Raw genomic sequence first — 21,506 nt, forward strand, 5'->3', positions numbered from 1 at the left:
CCAAAAATGTGTCATTGGGTGTTAAGCTAGTAAAACAACCGGTGTTTTTATTTTGCTAGCTCGTAGCCGTAAACAGAAATAGTGTTAAAGCGAGATGGTAAAGTATATACATAGGTAGTAAATAATTATTCTAGTAAAGAATTGTTATTTATTTAAAGACTTTTAGCAAATTTGACAAGAGTGTGATTTGCTCTAATGGTTGGAGAGTATATGATGTACTTATGGATTATAGTACTAAAGTTCATTATAGAATTAAGCATTGCTTAACTAAATTTCTTGTGTTTGCACTCTCTTTAAGAAGTGGATAAAAAGAGATAGTTTTATCACACATTTAAAAGAGTATGAGCTTAAATGCAATAATAAGGAAAGTTTTTATCTTCTACTTGCAACTACAAATGAGATGAGGTAGAAATTTTATCAAAACCGATAAGAGTTCTTGCAAAGATACGAGCAAAACTAAGTAGAAATTCTCTTAAGTTAAATTGAGCCTTTTTATTGTGTTATTAAAATGGTCTTTACTAATAATATTTTTAAATAAGATCTGTAAAGCAATAAACAAAACAGCAGAAAAATAAATGATGATCGCTTACTTGAAGCCGTTTAAATTTTAGATAAAAGATATAAAAATTTACAAGAAGAAGGAGTTTGAAACATAGTTCAAACTCCATAAGAAGAAGATAAAAGGACGAGTTACTTTTGAACCGCCATTTTTCTACGCATATATGCTATACGGCTTTGAAGTGGTAGGTGTTTAGGGCAGTTATCTTCACAGCCAAGTAAACTCATACAACCAAACACTCCGTCATCATCACCGATAAGCTCATAAAAGTCCTCATTTGTTCTTTTATCAAGTGCGTCGATTTTAAATCTTGCAACACGGTTAAGACCAACTGCACCGATGAAGTCTGGTCTCATGATAGCTGTGCCACATGCTGCTACACATATACCACACTCTATACAACGATCAAGCTCAAAAACTTCTTGTGCCACTTCAGGCTCGACTTTTTCTTCAAGTTTAGCGATTTGTGGCTCATGATCTGTGTGTATCCAGCTCTCAACGCGTTTACTCATCGCATTCATCCAGTTGCCGGTATCTACACTTAAGTCTTTTAATAGCTTAAACACAGGAAGTGGCATAAGTTCGATAATACCACTTTCGTAGTCTTTTGTAAGTGTTCTACATGCAAGTTTTGGTGTGCCGTTCACTAGCATGCCGCAACTTCCGCAAATACCCGCACGGCAAACGAAGTCAAAGCTTAGATCCGGATCAAATTTTTCGCGTATTACGTTTAACGCGATAAATAATGACATACCTGGAGTCTCTTCAAGCTCATAACTTGCAAAATGCGGTTTTGAAATTTTAGAGAGCGGGTTATATTTAAACGCTCTAATAGTTATTTTTCTACTCATATCCTATACCTGCTCTTTCGTTTGGTGCTTTGTATTTTTCTTGAAGCTCATAAGGCATAAGTGTATTTTGTATCTCGTATCTGCCTTTGCCTTCAGCTTCCATTTTTGCGCGAATTTCATCAACTTGCGCTTGGCGAACTGCGCTGTCTGGGTGCTCTATAATGTTACCTTTTGCACCATATCCTCTAAATGCCGGTGGAATTTCCATCTTCATGATATCAAGTGGCTCGTAAGCTACTGTTGGCATTGTATCGCCTTCTTTCCAGCTTGTTAGAGTTCTATTTAGCCAGTTTAGGTCGTCGCGTTTTGTATAGTCTTCTCTGTAGTGTGCTCCGCGGCTTTCAGTTCTAAGAAGAGCGCCGTAAGCTATACAAAGTGCTAGTTTTAACATTTTTGGCACACGGTAAGCTTCTTCAAGCTCAGGGTTGCCAAATAAAGTTTTGTTTGTAACTTTAACATCAAGTGATTGTTTATATAGTTCTTCAAGCTCTTTAACGGCTTTTTCAAGCCCCTCGCCTGTTCTAAAGATAGCTACGTGTTCCCACATGATGTCTTTCATGCGATTTTTGATTTCAAATATATTAAATTTACCATCTTTATTAACAAGCTCGTTCATATAATCAAGCTCTTTGTTAACAAATTTTTGTATATTTTCAGTTTTTATCTCGATCTCATGAGAAGCGCAGTAGTCGGCAAAATAATCACCTACAATCATACCAGCAACAACTGTTTCAGAAACTGAGTTGCCGCCAAGTCTGTTAAAGCCGTGCATATCCCAGCAAGCCGCTTCACCAGCACTAAATAAACCTGCTAAAGTTGGACTCTCGCCTGTTGGTTTTGTTTTAATACCACCCATTGAGTAGTGTTGCATAGGAAGGATTGGCGCCCAACCTTTTGGACCCTCATCTGCTGGATCTATACCGTTAAAAATTTGGCAAATTTCTTGAACGTCACGTAAGTTTTTCTCGATATGTTCGCGTCCAAGGATAGATATGTCTAGCCAAACATGCTCGCCGTAAGGGCTTTTTACGCCTTTGCCGTTTCTGATGTGTTCCATGATACGACGACTTACAACGTCACGGCTTGCAAGCTCTTTTTTCTCCGGCTCATAGTCAGGCATAAAGCGATAGCCGTCAACGTCACGAAGAATTCCGCCGTCACCACGACAACCTTCTGTCAGAAGTATACCGCTTGGAACGATTGGAGTTGGGTGGAACTGAACAGCTTCCATATTGCCAAGTTGAGCTACGCCGGTTTCAAGGGCGATAGCAGCACCGATACCTTCACACACAACAGCATTTGTAGTGTGTTTATAAACTCTACCGTAGCCGCCTGTTGCGATCAATGTTCCTTTTGAAACATAAGCTGTTATTTCGCCTGTTACTAGATCACGAACTATCGCTCCGTAGCAGCGGTTGTTTTCGTGGATTAATGCGATAGCCTCTTTGCGATCGTGGATATCAACATTGTGTTTTAAAGCTTCGTTTGCTACGGCAAAAAGCATAGTATGTCCTGTAGCGTCAGCTGTATAACACGTTCTCCATTTTTTTGTACCACCAAAGTCACGAGAGTGGATAAGTCCGTGAACTTCAGGTTTTTCTACGATAGTTGTTTTTTGAGCGTTGATAATAGCGCTTCTTTCGCCTTTTGTAATTCTAGTCCAAGGCACGCCCCATGCGGCAAGCTCTCTAATAGCTTTTGGTGCAGTTTGACAAAACATACGAGCCACTTGTTGATCACAACCCCAGTCGCTACCTTTTACGGTATCGGCAAAGTGTACGTCTTCGTTGTCGCCTTCGCTCATTTTTGAGTTACCAAGGCTTGCTTGCATACCACCTTGAGCTGCAGCCGAGTGGCTTCTTTTTACAGGAATAAGACTTAAAACGATAGTGCTTAGTCCTTTTTCTCCTGCCGCAACAGCAGCTCTAAGTCCAGCTAGACCACCACCTATAACTAATGCATCACAATATTTTACATTCATCTTTTTGCTCCTACTTTACGGTTAGCCAAACAAAGTCAGCAATTAGTGCGATCACAGCTAACGCGCCATACACAGCAAAAACAACGACTTTTGCTTTCTTTCTTTTTTCAAGCATTTCATGTCTGTTCGCGCCATCTATGCTTACCCATTTTACATACAAACGATACATTCCAACGCCTGCATGAACAACCATAAATACAAGAAGTGCAAAGTAGAAAAGTTCTAGTGTAGCAAAATTTTGTGCTGAACTCTCAGCAGTAATATGTCCGCCAAACACTATGTCCACAAGGTGTGCACTAGCTGTGAAGAATAGAGCAAAACCTGTTAAAAACTGAAACCACCAAAGCGTAGTATCGCCGTGTTTCATGCGATCTTTGTGTCCTCTAAACATTTTATATTGTCTATAGTTCGCAGGGAATTTTCTCATGGCTAAAAACGCGTGAGTAATGAACACTGCAAAGATAACAGCAGCAATAACGTTCGTAATCCACCACGTTGCCTCTCCAAACAAAAATTTCGCTTCAGCAAAACCGACGACAGCGTTAAATGCGTCTTTACCTAACAAAATCGTTGAAGTGAAAACCATATGGCACAATATAAAACAGGCTAAAATAAAACCCGTGATACTTTGCCATCTATCCCAAAGCGCAGGCAATCGACTCTTTTTAGTATCGACTCTCTTGCCTAAGAAACCCTCTATCAGCTCACTCATGAGCCCTCCTTTAAATGATTAATTTTAGAAAAAGCTTAAATGGTAAATCTAAAATTTTAATGTAATACTACTACAATATGTCTTTAACCATTATTAAATATTATTGTTAATTTTACGTAAAAAAATATAAATTCCAATTCCGGCGCTAAACATTAATATGGATAAAATTTGCCCCATTGAAAAATTTAAAAATACAAAGCCTATACCGACATCAGGTTCTCGGTAAAATTCGCAGATAAATCTTGCTAAAGTGTAAAGCACGGCATAGATACAGATAAGCTCTCCGTGAAATTTTTTGTATTTTCTATAGAAAAACAAGATGACAAAAATTACAACACCCTCTAAAAATGCCTCGTAAAGTTGACTTGGATGGCGAAGTGCGCCAAGGACATTTATCGCCCACGGCACATCGCTAACTCGTCCAAACAACTCTTGGTTTAAAAAATTTCCCACACGCCCAAAGAAGTATCCAAATGGTATGGATAAGGCGCATAGATCAAGCAAAAGCCATAAATTTTGTTTGTATTTTTTACAGTAAAGCAAAGTGGCTAGTAAAAATCCCACAACCGCACCATGATAGCTCATGCCGCGAATTCCTACAAATTCACCGTTGTAAAAAGGGTTGAAAATTTGCCATGGGTTTGTAAAATACCACCATGCTTCACCTGAATAAATGGCAATATAGCCAAGTCTTGCGCCCAGTATCACGCCTATTTCCACCCAAAAAAAGTAATTATCAAGCATTGCGTCGGTGATTGGGATTTTGTCTTTTTTAACAAAGTATTTTGCGGCGGCTAATGCGCCAAGTAGGGCTAGAACATACATTATGCCATACCAATGCACGTTAAAGCCAAATAAACTAAAAGCTACTGGGTCAAAGTGGTTATAGATATTATTCCAAGTTGTCATTCAAGTTCTTTATATTTTTTGATGATTTTACTACTAAAAGGCTTAAAAATAGGGTTTTGTGTTAAGTCCAAGCGCCAAAAACTCAACCCCTTCGTGTTCAAAAACATGAGAGAAATCATAAAAATTTTTAAACTCTTTGTCGTTAAATTTAACCGACCATATCGCTCCGGTTTCATTAAATTCACGTTTTAGATCATTTAAATTTTGTGCGTTAAAATAGTGTTCAAAACGACTCATTAAGGTAAATGGAGTAAAAAACACACTCTTATTCTTTATCTCAAATTCAATAAGCTCAGCTTCGTTTATGGCCAAATTTACCGCTCCGCCATATGCTCGCACCAATCCTCCCGTGCCAAGCTTGATACCTCCAAAATACCTTACGATAAATACACATGTGTCAACAAGATCGGCTCCTCTTAGTGCGTTAAGGCTTGGTGCTCCGCTTGTGCCCTTTGGCTCGCCGTCATCGCTTTGGTTTTCTACTATCTGAGCGTATTTATTTAGTTCTCTATAAGCCCAAACGATATGTACTGCTTTTGGATGTTGGTCTTTTAGCTGTTCGTGGAGAGTTCTAAATTCTGCCATCGGCGCTAGGTAGCTTATGAAAGTTGATTTTTTGATCTCTGTTTTGGCGGTTGAAATTTTAGATACGGTTTGCAAATTTTCCTCTGTTTTTAGAAAGAATTTTAGCTTATCTTTTATAAATTTATTTTATGGTTGATATTAAGATGAGTTGTTGTTTGATTATTTCAGGCGATCGCCTCTTAAATTTGGATCGTAGTGAAACTAAATTTCAAGGCGAAAGCTTTTTGATGTAAAATTTAAGAAATTTCTGTTTTGTAAAGATCAGTTCTTTCTAGTTGCTGCGTCCGGAGTGAAAAGTTGTTTATCCATTAGCTTAAATTCGCCTATGAATTTTTGTCCCTCTTCGCTGATTATCCAGTTGCCAAATTTATCTGCATTTTCTATATCTGTTTTAGGACAGTGTTTAGGGCTTACAGAGATAACTGAGTAGAAGTTTTTAAGCGCTTTGTCTCCTTCATTTACGATAACTAGATCAGGGTTGCCTTTTGCGTTTGCTTCGTATTTGATGTATGTTCCGCGATCTGTAAACGTAACGCCTTTTTGCTCTGCCGCGATGTTAATGGTAGCTATCATGCCTTGACCTGTTTGTGAGTAAAAGCTGTCTTTTTCAGGTACTTCACCAAGTATGCTTTTCCAAATACCTTTTTCTTTATTGTCCGTGCCTGATTTGTCGCCACGTGAGAAGAATTTGATATTTTGAGCTTTTATCATCTCAAACGCACTCTTTAGATCTTTGTCTTTAAATTTATCGGCGATTGATTTATCGGCGATTAAAACAAAGTCGTTATACATAACAGCTTTTCTTTCTACGCCGTATCCCTTTTCTACGAATTCTTTTTCAGCTTTTGGAGAGTGCACGAAAAGCACGTCAACGTCACAGTTTTGACCCATTTTTAAAGCAGCTCCTGTTCCTACTGCAGTAAATTTTAGATCAACCCCTGTTTTTGCCTTATAAACAGGCACTATCGCATCAAGCAAGCCCGTATCTGCCGTGCTTGTTGTGGTTGCCATAGTTAGGTCGGTGTCTGCGGCAAACATGGCAGATGCAAGAAGCATAGAACTTAAAAGTATTTTCTTCATAGAATTCTCCTTAAGATTTGGTATTAAAAATATGCTATAATAGCATAAAAAGTTAAATTTAATATGCATTTTTTACATAAAATATTTTAAATCACAAAGGTTATTTTTTGGATTTTATACTTGAAGGGATTAGGGGGGCTTTTGGGCTACTTTTTAGCGGAGACGAATCGACGTATTCAGCTATATTTGCCACGTTAAAAAGCTCTAGTGTGTCGATAGTAGCGGCACTTTTGGTTGGACTCCCGCTTGGTTTTGCTCTTGGTTTTTATAAATTTAAGTTTGCAAAGGCTTTAAAGCTACTTAGCGACACAATGCTTGCCATGCCTACGGTTGCGGTTGGGCTTATTATCTATGCTTTTATCACTCGCAACGGTCCACTAGGAGATCTTGAGCTACTTTTTACCTTAAAGGCTGTAATGTTAGGACAGTTTGTTCTAGCGCTTCCTATTATCGTTTCGCTAAGCTCAAGTGTGGTTGAAAATATGGATGAAAGGCACTATCTAAGCATACTTTCATATCGTTTAAGCCCTGCACAATTTGCCTTTTGCGTGCTTTATGAGCTTCGTTATTCGCTTATGGTCGTTGTTGCTACGGCTTATGGACGTATAGTCGCAGAGGTTGGAGTTGCTATGTTGATAGGTGGCAACATCAAATACTTTACTCGCACTATCACAACCGCCATATCTCTTGAAACAAGCAAAGGCGAGTTTAATATGGGCATAGCCTTGGCACTTGTTTTAATTAGTATTGCATTTTTGGTCAATTTGCTTATTCACGCTTTAAAAAGGCTTGATAGATGATAAAGATACGAAATTTAAAGCTTGATTATAAAAATTTTACCGCTCTTGATATAAAAAATTTAGATATAAGCACAAGTCAAACTACCGCACTTTCTGGCTTTAACGGAAGTGGTAAAAGCACTCTTATAAAGTGTATTTCCGGGCTTTTAAAGCCAAGTGAGGGAAGTATAAAAATTTGGGATAAAGAGCTTAACAAGATGAGTCTTGGCGAGCTTAAACAAATAGCAGTCTTACTCCCCGAGCCTAGCTTGCTAAAAAGAAGTGTAAGGGAGAACTTTAAATTTGCTTTAAAAAGCAGAAATCAAGAAGCTAAATTTAATGCTATAGTACCTGAAGTGCTTGAGCTTGTCGGGCTTGACGAGAGTTTTTTAGATAAGGCTCACTTTGAACTTAGCTCAGGGCAAAATAAACGCATAGCCTTTGCGCTTTTGTTGTCGTTGCGGGCTCGGTTAAATTTACTTGATGAGCCGACAAATGCCGTGGATATGGGAACTTCGAGGCTTTTTAGTAAAGCGATAGAGTATGTAAAAGAGCAACACGGCTCAAATTTCATCATCGCCAGCCATGATGAAAAATGGTTAAGCGCAATAAGCGACGAGAATATATTTTTGCATAACGGTAGGGTTAGTGAATTTGAGCTTAAAAATATTTTCGATGCAAAAGACGGAGCCATAAATTTTGGGGATTTTTCATTGTTTTTGCCACAAAAGTTAAAAGATGCACAAAAGATCGCGATAAATCAAAATTTAATAACCATAAACGAAGAAGATGCTAAATTTGAGGGAATTTTGCACTCTGTTTCACTTTATTTTGGCAACAAGGCGCTTATCAAGATAAAGGCGGGGGATTTTTTACTAAAGTGTATAGTTGGTTCCAATAGGCTAAAAAGTGAAGAGCTTGCCACCGGAAAAAGAGTAAAATTTAACGTTCCTCAAAGTGCTTTTTTAGCCATCGAGTGATAAAATAACGCAAATTTTCAAAGGACACAAATGCTACAAACTTGTTTATTTCCGGCGGCAGGATACGGAACTAGATTTTTACCTGCGACAAAATCCTTGCCAAAAGAGATGCTCCCTATTATTACAAAACCTCTTGTTCATTACGGAGTAGAAGAGGCACTTGAGGCGGGCATGGATAATATGGCGTTTGTAGTGGGACGTGGAAAACGTGCTTTGGAGGATTATTTTGATATAAGCTACGAGTTAGAACATCAAATAGCAGGCACTAGTAAAGAACCGCTATTAACTGATATTAGAAAAATAATGAGCTCATGCACTTTTTCTTTTACTCGCCAAAATGAGATGAGAGGTCTTGGTCATGCCATATATACCGGTAAAACCTTAGTTCGTGACGAGGCTTTTGGTGTGATTTTGGCAGATGACCTTTGTATAAATGAAGATGGCGAAAACGTCTTGTCGCAGATGATGAGAATTTATGAGCGGTATCGCTGCTCTATCGTTGCCGTTATGGAAGTTGAAAGAGGGCAAACCAAAAGTTACGGTATAGTAAGCGGTAGATTTATAGAAGATGATTTACTTATGGTTGATGATATGGTTGAAAAACCGGATCCTAGCGAAGCACCGACAAATTTAGCAATTATTGGTAGATATATATTAACTCCTGATATTTTTGATATTTTGGAGCATACAAAGCCTGGTAAAAACGGTGAAATTCAGATAACTGACGCGTTAAAAACTCAGGCAAAGCAGGGTATGGTTTTGGCGTATAAATTTAAAGGTAGACGTTTTGATTGCGGTAGTATAGACGGCTTCATGGAGGCTACAAACTTCTTTTATGCAAAAGAGTATAAAAAATGATAAAAAATACCTTTAGGTTTAGCCTGACGGATACTAAGACGATAGACGCTTACACTGCGCGCATAAATGACGAATATAAAAACGGTGAGATAGGATACTATCATCTGCCATCAACGGGGCTTAAGACGGTTGATGAAATTTATGTATATGAAAAAAGTTTATCTTATATTAAAAACATTGTATTAGTAGGTATCGGAGGAAGCTCTCTTGGGGTTAAAGCTATAAGATCCATGCTTAAGTCAAAAAAGCAAAAACGCCAATTGTATGTCCTTGATAATGTTGACCCTCAAAGCTACAAAGCGGTCATAGATGATATAAAATTTGAAGAAACTTTGTTTATCATAAGTTCAAAATCAGGCAATACGATCGAAACCATCACGATATTTAAGTGCATTTTGGACGAATTTAAACCTAAAAATTTAAGCAAAAATTTCTTGATAATAACAGACCCTGGAACAAATTTAGAAGAATTTGCAAAAAATAACTCTATAAAAGTGTTTAATATCCCACAAAATGTAGGTGGCAGGTTTAGCGTTTTAAGTGCTATTGGGCTTGTTCCTTTGGCGCTTTGCGGATATGACATAAAAGAGCTTTTGGAAGGGGCTTTGGAATGCAAAAGTCGTTACATAGACAAAAACGATACAAGTCTAATGGCAAAGGCGTACCACTACGCAATTCACAGAAACGCCCATATAAATGTTGTCTTTAGTTATTGCGATAGATTTCGTGAATTCAACGACTGGTATGTTCAGCTTTGGGCTGAAAGCCTTGGAAAGAAAAAAGGCTTCAAACGTGTCGGTAGAACTCCTATCGGACTTATTGGCTCAAGTGATCAACATAGTTTTTTACAGCTTATCATGGATGGCGTCAAGGATAAAACCGTAACTTTTATCAAAATTTGTGAAAGTACCGAGGTGGCTGTTCCTGGCATTAGTTTAAAAGGACTTGAGGGGTGTGACTTTGTTGCGGGACTTAGTCTAAATAGGCTTTTAAACGCCCAGTGTGACGCAACAGCTATGGCTCTTGTACAAGAAGGTTTAAGTGTGGATATTTTAGAGCTTGATAGGCTTGATGAGAGACATGTCGGGTTTTTGATATTTTACTATGAGCTTTTAACTTCAGCCGTGGGAGTAATGCTTGGTGTTAATACATACGATCAGCCTGGCGTTGAGATAGGCAAGCGTATATTAAAAACCATGCTCAAGAAATAAATTTTACTTACATTAAAGTATATAAAAATATTTCGTAAGTAGTCTAAAAATGTCAGTTATCAAATTTTAATCAACATTTTGGCAAAATATAAAATTTAAAAAATTCACTAAGGATAAATATGCTTGAAGTTAAGGGACTTACACAGCGTTTTGCTAGCAGTTTGCTTTTTGAAGATGTAAATTTGGTGTTAAAGCGCCAAAACAGATATGGACTTATCGGAGCAAATGGCGCAGGTAAATCGACATTTTTAAAAATTTTAAGCGGTGATATAGAAGCAAGTAGCGGCGAGATAGTAATTGAAAATGGACTTCGTGTCGGAGTTCTTGGTCAAGATCAGTTTGCTTTTGAAAATTTTACGTTAAAAGATGCTGTGCTTTACGGTAACAAACGCCTTTATGACGCAGTAAAAGAGAAAGAAAAGCTTTATATGAGCGAGGAATTTACGGATGAGATCAATGATCGCTTGAGTGAGCTTGAGATCATTTCCGCAGAAGAAGACCCGACTTATGAGTATGAAACGCGTATCGAGAAAATTTTAAGTTCGCTTGGACTAAATGAATTTGATAAACTTATGAGCGAGGTTGAAAACTCAGATAAAGTAAAAGTGCTTTTGGCACAAGTGTTGTTTCCAAAGCCTGATATTTTGTTTCTTGACGAACCTACAAATAACCTTGACATCGATGCTATCGCTTGGCTTGAAAACGAGTTAAACCGCCACGAAGGAACGCTTGTAGTTATCAGCCACGATCGTCACTTTCTAAACCGTGTTTGCACGCATATCCTTGATGTTGATTTTAAGAAAATTCGCGAATTTACCGGTAATTACGATGAATGGTATATGGCTGCAAATTTGATAGCTAAACAACATGAGATGGAGCGTGATAAAAAGCTAAAAGAGAAAGAGGAGCTTGAAAAATTTATCGCTCGTTTCTCCGCAAATGCCTCAAAAGCTCGTCAGGCAACAAGTCGTGCAAAGCAGCTGGCAAAGCTTGACATTCAAGAGATAGCGGTCTCTAGTCGTCGCGATCCTAGCATTTTGTTCCGTGCAAATCGTGAGATAGGAAATGAGCTTATCGAGCTAAGTGGAATTTCAAAGAAATTTGATGATAAGGTTATTTTTGAGAATTTAAATTTCAAACTAGAAAAGGGCGATAAAGTAGCTATTATAGGACACAACGGCGTAGGCAAAACCACGCTTTGCAAGATCATTACGGGTGAGTTAGCACCAGACAGTGGAACCGTCCATATCGGTGCTACCATTGAGCTAGGATGCTTTGCGCAAGATACGGTAAATAAGATTGATGGCGATCTAAAACTATATGAGTATCTGCAGGATGCAAAAAACAAAGACATAGATGAAATTCGCAAATGCCTTGGTAGGATGCTTTTTAGCGGCGCCGATCAAGAAAAGGCTGTAGGCACGCTAAGTGGCGGCGAAAAACATCGCGTTCGCCTTTCTCAGCTTATGCTACACAAGCCAAATTTGATGATCATGGATGAGCCAAACAACCATCTTGACCTTGAAGCTATCATCGCTCTTGGTGAAGCTTTTTATAATTTTAGCGGTTCTGTTATCTGTGTAAGTCACGATAGAGAGTTAATTGACGCTTTTGCAAATAGAATTTTGCACCTAAAAGGTAATGGCGAAGTTGTTGATTTCCGTGGAAGTTATGAAGAATACCGCACGAGCTTAGGATTAGACGCTTAAAATTATTATAAATTTCGGCCCGACAAATTTTATAAAGTCGGGCCATCCTCTTCTTTTTAATATTCATATATAATTTTTTTTACTTAAGTTTTATGTTTAAATCTTTATATAAAGCTACTGTTTGTGGTTATAATGGGATAAATTTAACACATTTTGCTCTCATAAAAGTAAATGGATATAATATTTTTCTAAAAATTAGCTAAATTTTAAAAATTTTGTAAGAGAAGTCTTAAACAATATTTTCTAGGATAAGGCAAAAATGAAAATTATCATAAAAAGCGCCAAAATTTAGAATTTCTGCATAAAATTTATAAAACTTTTAATACTATTTTGGATAAAAATTATCAAAAAATCATGCTCTAAGCTTAAAAAGCATGGTAGATATATGAGAAAATACGCAATATTTTAATAATAAAAAAATAACATTTTAAAAAAATATCATTTTTTGTCAATCAAAAATATAAATTTTAACTTAAATTATATTTTTAGTATTAGCCAAAAGTGCGATTAAATGAGATTTTTGAAGAAAGTTTAAAAAATAAAATCCAAATTAATTTAAAAAATTAAAAAAAGAGATATAGTTTCACTAACAATTTTCTTAAAGGAGAAATGATGGGAACAAGAAAAGAACACGACTTCATTGGTGAGCTAGAGATAGACGACAGCGTTTATTACGGTGTGCAGACTTTCAGAGCGCTTGAGAATTTTCATATGAGCGGTAGAACTCTTAAGGATTATCCGTTTTTTGTAAAAGCATTTGCTCAGATAAAAAAAGCAGCTGCACTAGCTAACAAAGAGGTTGGTGTTTTGGATGCTGATAAGGCCGATGCTATAGCTAAAGCTTGCGATGAGATAATTGCAGGTAAATATCTTGACCAATTTGTAGTTGATATGATACAAGGTGGCGCTGGAACATCTACAAATATGAACGCAAATGAGGTTATCACAAACATTGCACTTGAGCTAATGGGTCATAAAAAAGGCGAGTATCAATACCTACATCCAAATGATCACACCAACCTTGGTCAAAGCACAAATGATGCTTATCCAAGTTCAATAAAAGTAGCTGCGCATGCCAAACTTGGCGATCTTCTTAAAGCCATGGAAGGGTTAAAGGCTGAGCTTGAAATAAAAGCAAAAGACTTTAAAGACATAATCAAAATGGGTAGAACAGAGCTTGAAGATGCTGTTCCTACAACACTTGGTAATACCTTTAACGCGTTTGCAAGCTATATTAAAAGCGATATCGCTAAAATCACAGCTGCTCGCGAAACTTTAACTCATCTAAACATGGGTGCTACTGCGATAGGAACTGGCATTAACTGCCACCCTGACTATAAATTCGTAGTTGAGAAAAAGTTAAGCGCTATTACGGGGGTTGATTTTAAACCGGCTGAAGATTTTATCGCTGCTACACAAGATACAGGAGATTTTGTTCATGTAAGCGGTGCTCTAAAAACAGCTGCTGTTAGACTAAGTAAGATCGCAAACGATTTAAGATTAATGAACTCAGGTCCAAGATGCGGTTTAGGTGAGATTAATCTACCTCAAATGCAACCTGGTAGTTCAATCATGCCTGGTAAAGTAAATCCGGTTATTGCTGAAGTGGTAGGCGAGGCTTGCTATGAAGTTATCGGTAATGACGTAACTATAATGCTTTGCAGTGAGAGAGGAGAATTTGAACTAAATGCGTTTGAGCCAGGTATAGCTTATGGATTATTTAACTCTATTACAATCCTTGAAAACGCAATGAAAACATTGTCTGAAAAAGCTATCAAAAAACTTACTGCAAATCCTGAAGCTTGCTTAAAATCAGTACTAGGCTCTGTAGGTATAGTTACAGCGTTTAACCCTTATATTGGTTATGAAAAATCAGCATCTATTGCTAAAGAAGCTTTACAAACAGGCAAAGCCGTAGGTGATATCTGCTTAGAAAGAGGATATTTAACTAAAGAAGAGATCGATAAGATTCTTGAGCCAAAAAATATGCTAAATCCAAGCATGGGCAAATAAATTTAAGATAAGTATTTGGTTGAATATGTCAAAATTCAACCAAATATTCTTAAAAAATTTTTTTAAAGACAAAATTTAACAAAAGGAGTTTCGTTATGGATATAATGCTGATTTTGCAGATTATAGTCCTGTTCGGAGGCATCTACCTAGGCGTTAAGCTTGGTGGTATGGGTGTCGGTTATGCCGGCGGTTTAGGTATCATTATACTAGCTATGCTTGGTATGAAAGTTGAGATGAAGGGCATCCCTATGGATGTTATCCTTATTATTGCTTCTGTTATCTCTGCAATTACTGCTATGCAAGTTGCGGGTGGTCTTGACTTTTTGGTTCAAGTAGCTTCTAAAATTTTACGTAAGAACCCAAAACAAATCAACTACCTAGCACCAATAGTTACATATTTACTAACTATATTTGCTGGTACCGGACACACTGCGTTTTCTATGCTTCCTGTTATTACTGAGGTTGCAAAAGGTCAAAACATCAAACCAAGCGCACCACTTGCACTTGCTGTTGTTTCAAGCCAAGTAGCAATTACTGCTAGCCCTATCTCAGCAGCATTTGTTGCAATGACAGGCGTTTGTGAGCCTTTGGGTGTTAGCTATCCTATACTTTTATTTATATGTATTTCTACAACTTTCATTGCTATGGTTGTAACTGCATTTTTTGTAAACAAATTTTACGATCTTGATCTTTCAAAAGATCCTATCTATCAAGAAAGACTTGCAAAAGGTCTTGTTGAAGAGGTAAAAAATGTTGAGTATAAAGAGCTAAAACCTTATGCAAAAAGATCAGTTGCGATATTTGGTGTTGGTGTTTTGATTATCGTTGCTTATGCGCTTGCGATCTCAAAAAGTGTTGGTCTTATCGAAAATCCAATCTTAACACGTGATAATGCCATCATCAGCTTTATGCTTACTATCGGTTTTGCTATCGTTGTTTTATGTAAAGTTGAAACTGGTAAATTACTTTCAACTAGTACATTCCAAAGCGGTATGAACGCTTGTATATGTATCATCGGTATCGCATGGCTTGGAACGACATTTGTTAACGGACACATTGAAAGCATTAAAGAGATAGCTAAAGATGTGGTTGTCCAGTATCCATTTATCCTAGCTGTGGTACTTTACTTCCTAAGCTGCTTGCTATACTCACAAGCTGCAACAACTCGCGTTATGATGCCTGCTGTTGCCGTTGCTCTTGGTATGACAAGTCCTGAGAATGCACAACACGTTTGGATCTTAGTTGCTTCTTTCGCAGCTGTTTCAGGCTTATTCGTGCTTCCAACTTACCCAACAACACTTGGCGCTATCGCTATGGACGACACAGGAACAACAAAAGTCGGTAAATTTGTATTTAACCACTCATTCTTTGTTCCAGGTACTATAATGGTAGCAATATCAGTTGCTTTGGGCTTCCTTGTTGCACCTGCGCTTTTATAAAAACTAAAATCGGTTAAGAGAAATCTTAACCGATTATTCTTCCTTTTAATAGAATAAAATGTAACATTTTTTACATTTTTTCCCATTTAATATAAATCTTAGAAACTAAATTTTATCTTTAAGTAAAATTTTACTCTATTTTTACGAAATTATTGTAAAATAATACTGAAGTCTAAGGAGGAGAAGATGAATAAATCAAGACGAGATTTTTTAAAAACAAGCGCTGGAGCGGGTGTTTTAGCAACCTGTTTTACGCCTGGCAGTCTAGGGGCGGTTGGTGCTAAAGCATTAAAAGGAAGCGAGAGTTTTACTCCTAGCTTCTGTGAAATGTGCTCTTCACGATGTCCTATCGAAGGACGCGTGGTAGACGGTAAAAACGTCTTTATACAAGGTAACCACAAAGCGTCCGGAACAGGAACTTCAGTATGTGCTAGAGGTGGCTCTGGACACTCTCAGCTTTACGATCCGCAACGTATAGTTAAACCTTTAATACGCGTTGGCGAAAGAGGCGAAGGCAAATGGCGTGAAGCTAGTTGGGATGAGGCGTTAGATCTAGTTGCAACTAAAATGCAAGAGATTAAAGATAAATACGGACCGCAAAGCTTTGTGTTTACCTGTAAAAGCTGTCAAACACATAAGTTGATGGTAAATTTTGCTTCAAGCTATGGTTCGCCAAACTGCTTTTCTCACTTTTCAAACTGTCCGATAACATACCAAATGGTTTGTACTCACATGTATGGTGACGCGAAGTTAAAACGTGACTTTAGCAACGCAAAATACATTGTAAACTTCGGACACAATTTATTTGAAGGCATAGTTATATCAGATGCTAAAAAGCTTGCGAAATTTGCGGACCAAAAAGATACAAAGCTTGTAGTTCTCGAGCCTAGATTTAGTGTTGTTGCTTCAAAAGCAGACGAATGGCTACCTGTAAAACCGGGAACTGACCTGGCTTTTGTTATGGCGCTTATTAATACATGGATTAAAAATGATACTTATAATAAAGAATTTATAGAGAAATTTACTATAGGTTTTGATAAGGTCGTAGAGGCGGCAAAAGATACTACTCCACAGTGGCAAGAAAGTATCACTGGCATACCTGCTGCAACAGTTGAGCGTATAGCGGCTGAAATTTGGGCTGCAGCACCTCGCGTTATCATTGACTTTGGACACAAAACTACAACTACAAGAGCCGAATACATGAGAACAAGAGCCATTATGACTGCAAATGCTATGATGGGCAACTGGGAAGTTAAAGGCGGTCTTTTTGGTGGTAAAAATGCAAAAACATATAACAAATTAACAGGACTAAATGAAATCCCCGAGATAACAAACCCAGATAAAGACTTTAAAGTGCCAAAAGGAACAAGGGTTGACTTTGCGGGTGAGGATGGAAAACATAAATTTGTTAGCCGCCAACACGGTGTTTTGATGGATATTCCTGACGCAATTTTAACAGACAAACCTTATCCTGTAAAAGGCTGGTTTAATATACGATTTAACCACCTAATAAACGTTGCCGGTACGCAAAAAACGATAGATGCTATGAAAAAACTTGACTTTATCGTAGTAAGTGATGTTTACCTAAACGATATGGCAACTTATGCGGATGTGGTTTTACCTGAGAGCACTTATCTTGAAAGAGATGAGGGTATAGAGGATAAATCAGGTCAAAAACCTGCATATATGATAAGAAATAAAATAGTCGAGCCTATCGGCGATACAAAGAGTGGCGCTGAAATTTTCAGAGAGCTTGCGCGCAAAATGAAAATAGACGAACTATACAAATGGAACGACATCAGAGAGTGGCGTATGCAACAAGTAAAGGGCAATGTAGACCTTTTAGCTGCCCTTGAAAAAGACGGTTATGTGACCTGGAAAGTACCTGGAATTTTATATAGAGAAAAAGGTTCTGTTGCTAAATTCGTTGAAAAATATCCAAGCGCAGCTCAATTTGTAGATGAAAACGGTCTTATGGACGGTATGGCCAAACTTAAAACAAAGAGTGGCAAGATAGAGCTATTTAGCGAGGAAGTAGAGGCTCAGTTCCCTGGGTATGGTTGCTTAAATACGCTAGATATGGATGTATTTGGCGGTCATGAGCTTTGCTTGATGAGTGGAAAAACACCTATACATACAAACGGACATACGCAAAACGTTCCTTTCTTAAATGATATGATGAGTGAAGCTCCGATCTGGATACATCCAAAAACTGCAGCAAGAAAAGGACTAAAAGACGGAGATAAAGTTATCTTGCAGAATAAATTTGGCAAAGACAAAGGTAAAGTTATTCTGACTGAGGGCATAAGAGAAGATACGTTGTTCGTTTATCACGGATTTGGTCATACAACGCCTGGCATGACTCGTACAGACGGCGACGGAACAAACCAAAGCAGACTTTTAAATCCGGAAGAGGGTCCGGTGGCAGCCACGATGATAACAAACGTTGGCGTGGACATTATTAAGGCGTAAGGGGGAGATGATGAAAAAATACTTTATGATACATGATGAAAATTTATGCATCGGCTGTCAAGGCTGTTCGGTTGCATGCAGAAGCGAAAACAACGTTCCAAGCGGAGTTTATCGCTTGCAAGTGCATGCAAAAATGACAGGAACGTTTCCAAATTTAAAGATGGATTTTTTACGCCACAGCTGCGTTATGTGTGAAGATAGTCCTTGCGTTACGGTATGTCCTACGGGAGCTAGTTTTAAAACAGCAGAAGGCATTACACTGCTTGATCATCGCACATGTGTTAGCTGTAAATACTGTATCCTGGCCTGTCCTTATGATGCTCGTTTTGTTGAGCCGCAAACAGGTGAGATAGGTAAGTGTACATTTTGCTATGAAACACGCCTTTCAAAAGGCGAGCAGCCGGCTTGCGTTACAGTTTGCCCGACAGATGCTCTTACATTTGGCGATCTAAACGATGAAAATTCTGAAGTTTCAAAAATCATGAAAGAGAAAAAAGTCTATCTTCCTAAAGAGGAATTTAAAACAAGACCACAGCTTGGAATGATAGCTAACCGCAAAGGAGGAAACAATGAATAATATGTGGGGAAGTATGGCTCAATATAATGAAATTTATTGGCCTTGGCCGATCGCGGTGTATTTATTTTTGGCGGGTCTTAGTGCAGGTGCGATGATAGTTGCGTTATTTCTTAGATGGAAGGGTATAGAGCTTGATAAAATTTCATCATCTTCTAAATTTGACGGTTGTTTTAAGGCAGCTGCGATAATAGCACCTATAACTATTTGTGTGGGACTTGCACTTTTGGTGCTTGACCTTGGTAAGCCTCTTAGTTTTTACTGGATACTTATAAAATATAACTTTGCTTCAGTTATGTCTATAGGTGTTGCTTTGCTTTTGCTTTATACGCCTCTTGCGTTTATTTATTTGTTAGTTGCATTTGCACCGCAAATAAAAGCAAGCAATATATCTATCTTAGAGAGTCTTTCAAATTTAGTTTTAAAGTCAGGTCTTGTAAAATTAATGGAAATTTTACTTTTCGTCCTAGCTATAGGAGTTGGCGTATATACGGGCTTTTTGCTAAGTGCGATAAGCAAACTTCCACTATGGGACACCCCTGTGCTTCCTATACTATTTTTAGTTTCAGGATTTAGCTCTGGTATAGCTGCAAGCGTTATTTGTGGTATGGTCTTTTTTAAAGATAATATCGACCAACATGTTGTGGCAGGCTTATTAAAATTTGACCTTTTTGCGATAGTTTGTGAGATAGCCTTGCTTGGTGCTTTATTTGCTCTTATGTTTTCAAAGGGCGGTAGCAGTGAGGTTGTTGCTGTTCAAGCTTTAGGAAGCGGCGCTTTAGCAGGGATTTTCTGGTTTGGTGTTGTAGGTATGGGGCTTGTTTTGCCTATCGTGATAGATCTTACCGTATTAAAAGGTCATGCATATAAACCAACTGTAATGCTTTTAAATACTTTACTTGTAATATGTGGCGTAATTTTGCTAAGATATTACATTGTTTATGCAGGTCAAATTTTTACCGGTGCATGAGCAACATGAGCGTTTGTTTTATACAAACGCTCCTTTAAATTTAAAGAGCAAAGGTTTGCGTTGAAGATTTTACTTTTAGAAGATGACATACAGTTTCAAGAGAGTGTTTGTGAGTATTTGCAAATGCTTGGATATGATGTTGATTGCGCTAGTGACGGTCAAAAAGCTTGTGATCTGATAGCTAGCAACTTTTATCATCTTTTTATCCTTGATATAAAAGTTCCAAAGATAAGCGGACATGAGGTTATAAAATACATAAAAAATTTAAATTTAAACACGCCTATAATGATCACAACATCGCTTGTTGATATCGATGATATAGCGATAGGCTACGAGCTTGGCTGTAATGAGTATTTAAAAAAGCCGTTTGAGCTAGCTGAGCTTAAATTTAGAGTTGCCGAGCTTATGAGGAAGTATTATAGTGTCGATGATAAAAATGTAATTAAGCTAAATAGGGGATTTGAGTTTAATACAAGCAAAAGAGTTTTGCAAAAAGATGGGGCTTTAATAGACTTAAGTGCTAAAGAGACTGACCTTGTTGAGTGCTTAGTATCTCATCTAAACATGTATGTAAGCATGGATGAGTTGCGTGAGTTTGTCTGGGGCGACAAAGAGATAGACGGCGCTGATATAAGGATGCATGTTCTTAAAATTCGTCAAAAAACATCAAATGAATTTATAACATCAAAAAGACGAGTCGGCTATAAAATAAATGGATAAAAGCTTTAAAATTCCCATTTTAGCCACTATCGTCATTATGGCGTTATTTGTATTTCAAAGTTTGGTTATTTTGGGATTAAGCCAAAAAGATGAGACTTCAAAAAATCTTTTTAGCTTACTTAAATACGAAAAACAAATACGAACACTGTTTTTAAACAACAAAGAGATGCCAACTTCTCTTATATTTAAATACGCTATTTATGATGCTGATTTTAACCCGATCGTTTCTACCCTTAGTGTAAGACCTGAAAATTTTAAATTTGTTGTGCTTGAGCAAGGTAAATTTTTATTTTATAAGAGTTTTTTCTTTAAGGATAAAAAGCTTTACTATATCATAGTAACCCAAGAGCAAAGCAACAAACGTATGGTTTTCTTAACCGCTCTTATGCTTACCGTTGCCTTGGTTATGGTGTTTTTTATACTTTATATGAGTTATCTTGGTAGTGTAAAGCCATACAAAGATGTTCAAAGATACATGAGTAACTTCTTTAACGATGCCATGCATGAGCTAAAAACACCTCTTGGCGTAGCAGGTATGAACCTTGAAATGCTTGGCATGGATAACAAATACACAAATCGTATCAAAAATGCCCTAAAACAAATGCAAATAACATACGAAGATGTCGAGTTTTACATCAAACGCGGATATATAAAATTTCCAAAAGAGCGGATTGACCTTGGCTTATATATACATGAAAGAATTTTGTTTTTAAATAGCGTTGCCCAGTCAAAACATATTATGCTTGTTCCAAATTTAGAAGAAAAAATTTTTGTCAATATCAGCAAACTTGCAGCTCAAAGGATAATCGACAATACCATTACAAATGCTATAAAATACAGTCCTCAAGATAGCAGGGTGATAATAAATTTAAGATCAAACGGCGAAGAGGCCGTGCTTAGTGTTCAGGATTTTGGTGATGGTATTAAAGATACAAAGCGTATCTGGAAGCGTTATGTAAGAGAAGACGAGGTGCGAGGCGGTTTTGGTCTGGGGCTAAATATCGTGAGTGAAATTTGTAACAAGGAAGATATAAAATACGAAGTAAAAAGCGTCCCTAAAGAGGGAAGCACTTTTTATTATTATTTTCAAATTTCAGATTGATA

18 protein-coding genes are annotated in these 21,506 nt (G+C 37.5%); 12 read left to right on the forward strand and 6 right to left on the reverse strand.

The genetic code is table 11. The features are described from left to right. Positions 1-690 precede the first annotated feature (690 nt). From CCAL5182_RS05465 to tupA, 6 genes are all read right to left on the reverse strand, one after another. Positions 691-1,410, reverse strand: coding sequence for a fumarate reductase iron-sulfur subunit (locus CCAL5182_RS05465; protein ID WP_336610467.1), 720 nt, complete (start codon positions 1,408-1,410; stop codon positions 691-693). Further along, entirely contained in the window at positions 1,403-3,391 is a 1,989-nt protein-coding gene (locus CCAL5182_RS05470; RefSeq protein ID WP_170000311.1) for a fumarate reductase flavoprotein subunit, read from the reverse strand. Before CCAL5182_RS05470 ends, CCAL5182_RS05465 begins: the two co-directional genes overlap by 8 nt. A gap of 10 nt (positions 3,392-3,401) precedes the next feature. Then, positions 3,402-4,103 carry a fumarate reductase cytochrome b subunit gene (locus CCAL5182_RS05475; protein WP_169937677.1) on the reverse strand — a complete coding sequence of 234 codons (702 nt, stop codon included), beginning with the start codon at positions 4,101-4,103 and terminating at the stop codon, positions 3,402-3,404. A 93-nt stretch (positions 4,104-4,196) separates the two neighbouring features. Continuing rightward, entirely contained in the window at positions 4,197-5,012 is an 816-nt protein-coding gene (gene lgt / locus CCAL5182_RS05480; protein WP_169937679.1) for a prolipoprotein diacylglyceryl transferase, read from the reverse strand. Between the two features lie 42 nt (positions 5,013-5,054). After that, on the reverse strand, positions 5,055-5,672 hold the full coding sequence (locus tag CCAL5182_RS05485) for an IMPACT family protein (RefSeq protein ID WP_336610468.1): 618 nt from the start codon (positions 5,670-5,672) through the stop codon (positions 5,055-5,057). A 186-nt stretch (positions 5,673-5,858) separates the two neighbouring features. Continuing rightward, positions 5,859-6,677 (reverse strand): tungstate ABC transporter substrate-binding protein TupA, encoded by an 819-nt coding sequence (gene tupA / locus CCAL5182_RS05490; RefSeq protein WP_336610469.1) that lies wholly within the window; start codon positions 6,675-6,677, stop codon positions 5,859-5,861. 107 nt (positions 6,678-6,784) lie between these two features. Between tupA and tupB the strand changes: the two genes are divergently transcribed. From tupB to CCAL5182_RS05550, 12 genes are all read left to right on the forward strand, one after another. After that, positions 6,785-7,477: a tungstate ABC transporter permease TupB gene (gene tupB, locus CCAL5182_RS05495; protein ID WP_336610470.1), complete on the forward strand. Its 693-nt coding sequence runs from the start codon at positions 6,785-6,787 to the stop codon at positions 7,475-7,477. Further along, positions 7,474-8,436: a tungstate ABC transporter ATP-binding protein TupC gene (gene tupC, locus CCAL5182_RS05500; RefSeq protein WP_336610471.1), complete on the forward strand. Its 963-nt coding sequence runs from the start codon at positions 7,474-7,476 to the stop codon at positions 8,434-8,436. Before tupB ends, tupC begins: the two co-directional genes overlap by 4 nt. A gap of 30 nt (positions 8,437-8,466) precedes the next feature. Continuing rightward, positions 8,467-9,294, forward strand: a complete 828-nt coding sequence (gene galU, locus CCAL5182_RS05505) for a UTP--glucose-1-phosphate uridylyltransferase GalU (RefSeq protein ID WP_336610472.1) — start codon at positions 8,467-8,469, stop codon at positions 9,292-9,294. Next, entirely contained in the window at positions 9,291-10,505 is a 1,215-nt protein-coding gene (locus CCAL5182_RS05510; protein WP_336610473.1) for a glucose-6-phosphate isomerase, read from the forward strand. The genes galU and CCAL5182_RS05510 overlap by 4 nt, the downstream gene beginning before the upstream one ends. Before the next feature lie 119 nt (positions 10,506-10,624). After that, the gene (locus CCAL5182_RS05515) at positions 10,625-12,214 is read left to right on the forward strand and encodes an ABC-F family ATP-binding cassette domain-containing protein (protein WP_169937693.1); all 1,590 of its coding nucleotides are present in this window, start codon (positions 10,625-10,627) and stop codon (positions 12,212-12,214) included. Between the two features lie 612 nt (positions 12,215-12,826). Next, positions 12,827-14,227: an aspartate ammonia-lyase gene (locus CCAL5182_RS05520; RefSeq protein WP_170000306.1), complete on the forward strand. Its 1,401-nt coding sequence runs from the start codon at positions 12,827-12,829 to the stop codon at positions 14,225-14,227. Between the two features lie 95 nt (positions 14,228-14,322). Next, on the forward strand, positions 14,323-15,666 hold the full coding sequence (locus CCAL5182_RS05525) for an anaerobic C4-dicarboxylate transporter (protein ID WP_169937697.1): 1,344 nt from the start codon (positions 14,323-14,325) through the stop codon (positions 15,664-15,666). 186 nt (positions 15,667-15,852) lie between these two features. Next, positions 15,853-18,138, forward strand: coding sequence for a thiosulfate reductase PhsA (phsA, locus tag CCAL5182_RS05530; RefSeq protein WP_336610474.1), 2,286 nt, complete (start codon positions 15,853-15,855; stop codon positions 18,136-18,138). Positions 18,139-18,148: 10 nt separating this feature from the next. Next, positions 18,149-18,715, forward strand: coding sequence for a 4Fe-4S dicluster domain-containing protein (locus CCAL5182_RS05535; protein WP_169937701.1), 567 nt, complete (start codon positions 18,149-18,151; stop codon positions 18,713-18,715). Beyond that, positions 18,708-19,682: an NrfD/PsrC family molybdoenzyme membrane anchor subunit gene (gene nrfD / locus CCAL5182_RS05540; protein ID WP_336610475.1), complete on the forward strand. Its 975-nt coding sequence runs from the start codon at positions 18,708-18,710 to the stop codon at positions 19,680-19,682. The genes CCAL5182_RS05535 and nrfD overlap by 8 nt, the downstream gene beginning before the upstream one ends. Positions 19,683-19,742: 60 nt before the next feature. Then, the gene (locus tag CCAL5182_RS05545) at positions 19,743-20,402 is read left to right on the forward strand and encodes a response regulator transcription factor (RefSeq protein ID WP_336610476.1); all 660 of its coding nucleotides are present in this window, start codon (positions 19,743-19,745) and stop codon (positions 20,400-20,402) included. Beyond that, entirely contained in the window at positions 20,395-21,504 is a 1,110-nt protein-coding gene (locus CCAL5182_RS05550; RefSeq protein WP_169937707.1) for a sensor histidine kinase, read from the forward strand. Before CCAL5182_RS05545 ends, CCAL5182_RS05550 begins: the two co-directional genes overlap by 8 nt. Positions 21,505-21,506: the final 2 nt, after the last annotated feature.

It is taken from the genome of Campylobacter sp. 7477a (assembly GCF_014892335.1).
GTDB lineage: Bacteria > Campylobacterota > Campylobacteria > Campylobacterales > Campylobacteraceae > Campylobacter_A > Campylobacter_A californiensis.